At 65.7% G+C, this 5039-nt stretch carries 6 protein-coding genes; all 6 read left to right on the forward strand.

From position 1 onward, the window contains the following. Positions 1–715 (forward strand): LysR family substrate-binding domain-containing protein (locus AC1DWT_RS49375; protein WP_477926075.1); only part of this gene is annotated, 715 nt, incomplete at its 5' end. A gap of 117 nt (positions 716–832) precedes the next feature. Then, entirely contained in the window at positions 833–1681 is an 849-nt protein-coding gene (locus tag AC1DWT_RS49380; RefSeq protein ID WP_477926076.1) for an SMP-30/gluconolactonase/LRE family protein, read from the forward strand. Positions 1682–1686: 5 nt separating this feature from the next. Next, on the forward strand, positions 1687–2475 hold the full coding sequence (locus tag AC1DWT_RS49385) for an HpcH/HpaI aldolase family protein (RefSeq protein WP_477926077.1): 789 nt from the start codon (positions 1687–1689) through the stop codon (positions 2473–2475). After that, positions 2472–3899 carry an MmgE/PrpD family protein gene (locus tag AC1DWT_RS49390; protein ID WP_477926078.1) on the forward strand — a complete coding sequence of 476 codons (1428 nt, stop codon included), beginning with the start codon at positions 2472–2474 and terminating at the stop codon, positions 3897–3899. The genes AC1DWT_RS49385 and AC1DWT_RS49390 overlap by 4 nt, the downstream gene beginning before the upstream one ends. A gap of 12 nt (positions 3900–3911) precedes the next feature. After that, on the forward strand, positions 3912–4160 hold the full coding sequence (locus AC1DWT_RS49395) for a tautomerase family protein (RefSeq protein WP_477926079.1): 249 nt from the start codon (positions 3912–3914) through the stop codon (positions 4158–4160). Then, the coding region (locus tag AC1DWT_RS49400) for an ABC transporter substrate-binding protein (RefSeq protein WP_477926080.1) at positions 4157–5039 on the forward strand (883 nt) is incomplete at its 3' end. The genes AC1DWT_RS49395 and AC1DWT_RS49400, both read left to right, overlap by 4 nt.

Here is a 5039-nt window from a genome sequence, read left to right on the forward strand (position 1 = left end):
CGCCGGGGCCCGGAAGACCCTTGCTGAGCTCGGCCGGCTCGAAGAAGTCGTCCGCAAGCACGCAATGGGGCAATCGGGTGAGTTGCGGGTCGGGGCAGTGGGCCCGGCGCTCCACCGCGCGGTGCCGTTGATCTTGCGTCGGCTCATCCGGTCCTCACCCGATCTGGCGGTCAGTATCCACACCCTCTCGACCGAGGCGCAGGTGCGCGCCCTGCTGTCCGGTGAATTGGACGTGGGGTTCGTGCGCGCTGTGCCGAGGCGGCGCGGTCTGCGTGTGGAGACGCTCATGGAAGAGTCGCTGTGGGCGGTCCTGCCGTCCGATCATCGCCTTGCCGGTGCCGAGGAGCTCTCCCTTTCCGATCTCAACGGTGAGCCTTTCGTGTTCTGGCCACGAAGCTTCAATAACAGTTTCTACGACCAGCTCATCTCTACCTGCCACCAACACGACTGTGTGCCAAGCCAAATGATCGAGGGCTCCGACATGCAAACTCAGATGGCGTTCATCGGGGCGGGCCTGGGGGTGTCGGTGCAGCCCGAATCGTTCCGGGATCGGTCTCGTGATGACGTGGTGTTCGTGCCGTTGTCGGGGGCGGTCCGCAAGGTCGCTCTCCAGCTTGCCTGGAGTCCGACATTCGAGACGCCGGCGGTCCGCACACTCCTCCACAATGCACGGCTCAGTCAGCCCGACCTCCGGCGGGCGTCACCCCGGCGATAAGTATCGGTAATTCCGATAGAACTATCGCCTCCTGCCGGTTGTACCGATTGGAAGGCGAAAATACTGTGATCTACAACGCCAACCGCGAATGGTTGGTCCGAGATCACAGGAGATGTTGTGGAATTCAAGACCATCGCCACCGACGTAGGTTTCACCGAAGGCCCCGTCTTCACTCAGGCCGGCGACATCGTGTTCACCTCGATCGACCGTGGCCGCGTGTACACCGTCCGGGACGGCGAGACCTCCACGCTGGGTTTGACCGGAGCGGGCCCGAACGGCGCGACCGAGGGTGCCGACGGCAGCATCTATGTCGCCCAGAACGGTGGCCAGTTCCCCGCCCACCGCTGGCCGGGAGTGACCGGCGGCGTGCAGGCAATCAGCCCTGAAGGCCTGGTTCGGACCATCTCGACCGACCCGTGCTTCCCGAATGATCTCTGCTTCGGACCCGACGGATTCCTGTATGTCACCGACCCGAGCCGCGGACCGCGACGGGATGACGGACGCCTGTGGCGGATCGACGTCACCACCGGCGAATCCGAGCTCCTGACCTCGACTGCGTGGTACCCGAACGGAATCGGTTTCGGCCGCGAAGACGACGCCATGTACGTCGCCCAGGGCGCCGAGGGCCGCATCCTGCGATTCCCGTTCGCCCCCGGCGGCAAGCTCGGCACCCCCGAACTTTTCGTCCAACTCGATCACGGCCGCCCCGACGGATTCGCCTGGGATGTCGACGGCAACATGGTAATCGGTGCCATCACCGGCACCGCGCCCGGCGACCTGCAGGTCTACGGCCCCGATGGCAAGCTCCTCGAGATCATCGCACCAGGCGACGGCACGAAGTACACCAACGTCGCGATCTCACCCGACAAGCAGCTCATCGTGACCGACTCCGACAAGGGTCAGGTTCTGAGCGCCGAGTGGCCCAGCGCCGGTCTGCTGCTGCACCCGTTCCGCAACAAGGCCTGACCCTCATGCCCACCCTGCAGCAACGACACGATCACGACGGCCACATCACCGCCGTCACCCTCGACTTCCCGACGCCCGCAACCGCGGAGTTCCTCGCGCACAACGGGTTCGCCGCGATCGCGATCGACTTCGAGCACAGCAACCCCGACTGGAACACCGTCGAAAACATCGTGCGGGCATGCGAACTCACCGAGGCCACCGTCATCGCCCGGGTTCCACACTCACCCGAACTGGTCGCGAACTGCCTCGATCTCGGAATAGCGCACTTCCAACTCGCCCACGTCGACACACTCCAGCAAGTCGAGAAGATCCTCGACTGCGTACGATTCGCCCCCCGCGGCACCCGGGGCATCGGACGGTCCAGGGCGAACCGCTTCGGGCACTTCCCCGGTGGCTACCAACAGTTCCGGCACGCCGCCGAGTCGGTGTCCCTGATCGTCCACATCGAATCCCTCGACGGGATCGTCTCGCTGCCCGAACTGGTCGCGATCGACGAGGTCGACATCGTCCTCGTCGGCGCCCAGGACCTCGCCGCCACAATGGGCCACATCGGTCGCAGCGATCATCCGGAGGTCCAGTCGGCGATCGACCGCATCATCGACACCGTTCGCACCAGTGGGAAGGCAATCGGAATGTCAGCCAGTTCCCCAACCGACGCCGCCGCGGCCGCCGAGCGCGGCGCAACCTTCCTCTTGGCGTCACAGGCGCGGCTGATGTCGGGTGCGGCGTCGGGGCTGCACTCCGCGCTCGACCGCACCCCGGCTCTTCAACCGGTCACCGGAGGCACCCGATGACTCCTCCTGTTACCCGTCGGATCGCCGAGTTCGYCGCGGCCGCACCGACGCATCCACTCGATGCCGACGCCGCCCGGATGGCCGTTCGAGCCTTCGTCGACACCGTGGGCGTCGCGATCGCCGGAGCACACGAGCCGGTGGTGTCCGCGGCGCAGAGCGTGATGGTTCCCGAGGGCGGCTCGCCGACCCGTGCAGCCACCCTGCTGACCACCGGGGAGCGTGTCTCCGCCGCGCACGCCGCACTGATCAACGGCACGGCCGGGCATGCACTGGACTTCGACGACCACCTGTCGGACGTCAACGGGCACCCGAGCGTGGTGCTGGTGCCGGCAATTCTCGCCAGCGGTGAGGAGAACGGACTGTCCGGCAGTGCGATGCTCGAGGCCTACGTCGTCGGCCACCAGGTGATGTGCGCAATATCCGAAGCGCTGCCGGTCCGGCCGCACTGGGCTCACGGATGGCACGCGACCGAAACTGTCGGCGTGCTCGGTGTCGCTGCCGCAGTGGCACGGCTCGAGGGCCTGACCATCCGCGAGATCCAGTCTGCGCTGGGAATCGCCGCCTCCATGGCGGCGGGAAGCCGGCAGAACTGCGGGTTCAGCGTCAAGCCGGTCCATGCGGGAATGGCAGCGATGAACGGCCTGCTCGCCGCCCGCTTCGCGGCCGCAGGTATCGACGCCGATCCGGATCAGCTCGAAGCCCCGCTCGGGTTCTTCCACCTGTTCGGTGTCGACTCGGACCTGTCGAAGGTCGAGTATGTGCTCGGAGAACGTTGGACCGTCACGACCCGTGGCCTCAACGTCAAGCGGTACCCGGCCTGCTATGCCGTCCACCCCGCGGGCGATGCCGCAGTCGATCTCGCCAAGGCGGGACTGAACGCCCGAGATGTCGCGGCGATCAAGGTCACCGTGCAGCCCACCGGTCTGACCGGGCCCATCCATCATCGCCCGACCACCGGAAACCAGGCGAAATTCAGCATGGAATACACGGTGGCGGCAGCACTGGTCGACGGCAGGCTCGGGCTCGATACCTTCACCGACACCCATGTGATCGACGAGAAGATCCAACACCTCGTCCCGCTGGTCGAAACCTGTGAATCCACGACTCCGCCCGTCGGGCCCGGCGAGTACGAAAAGTGGTACGCAACAGTACAAATCACCGCCAAGAACGGCGAGACGGTGCAGGCGCGCGCCGACATGCCCCACGGCTACACCCACGACCCGCTCACCGACCGTGAGCTCGACGACAAGTTCGCCGAATGCATGACTGTCCCCGGAGTCGTCTGGGACGGCACCGAACTGCTCGCCCGGCTGCGCAACCTCGAGCACTGCACGAACGTCCGCGAGGTCCTGGCCGAATCCACACGCATATCGCACTTCCCGAGTTCGCCGACCGAACTCGAATCCGCAATCACCGCACTCTGAAGGAGACCTCAAATGCCTAACATCACCGTCGAAATCTTCCGAGGCCGCACCCTCGACCAGCGTCGTCAGTTCGTCCAGGGAATCACCCAGGCCGCCGTCGACGCCTTCGATATCGCCCCCGAAGGGGTCCGGATCACCTTCTTCGAGATCGACCGGCACGACCTTGCCCGCGGCGGACGCCTGTTCAGCGACCCCGCACCGGCCGCCGTCGACGCCGCCGCCACCCAGCCCGCGGATCCGTCAGCGGTGGGACAGCGATGAAACGACGCGCGCTGCTCGCGGGTACCTGTGCCGGGTTGCTCGCCCTCGTCGTCGGCTGCGCCAACAGCACGGAGTTGTCCTCGGCGAACGGCCGCACCACGATCAAGCTGGCGTCGTCGATCACCGGTAGCTCGTTCCTCGCCGTGACCGCCGGCATCGAACAGGGGATCTTCGACAAGAACGGCATCGACGTCGAAGTCATCAAGGTCAAGAGCACCGCAGAAGGAGCAGCGGCGGTGGCGAGTGGGCAGGCCAACGTCGCGGCCATGCTCACCGAAGGGGTGATCTCCTCCCGGGCATCGGGTTCGGACCTGAAGATCATCGCCAACCTCCTCACCGAGGACCAACACATCCTGTACAGCAAGCCGGACATCGACTCCATCGAACAGTTCGCTGGCCGCAGCTTGGCCATCGTCGGACCAGGTAGCGGCACCGAAATCCTCGCCAAGGGACTCTTCGAACGATCCGGGGTGGATCCGGCAAGCGTGCAATACATTCCGTCCGGTGCGGCGTCGACCCAGATGGCCGCCCTGGTCGCCGGGCAGGTCGACGGCGCCGGCCTCGTCCCGCCCTACGATCTGACCGCGGCAGAATCGGGGTCGAAGGAGATCGTGGAGTACCGCGACATCCTCCCGAAGCTGACCCCGCAGGTGTTCGCCGCCAGTGAGCGAGTCCTCGCACCCAACCCGGATGAATTCCGCGCCTTCCTGTCGGCGTACAAGGAAAGCGCCCAATGGGTCGTCGATCACCCCGACGAAGCGATCTCCATCCTGATGAACGACAGCCAGATCAGTTACGACGCCGCCAAGGACGCCTACGACTTCGCGAAGCCGGACTACTCGACCGACGGGCTCGTCGACAAGCAAGGCCTGCAGACCT

This window comes from Rhodococcus sp. P4_B6, assembly GCF_056402215.1.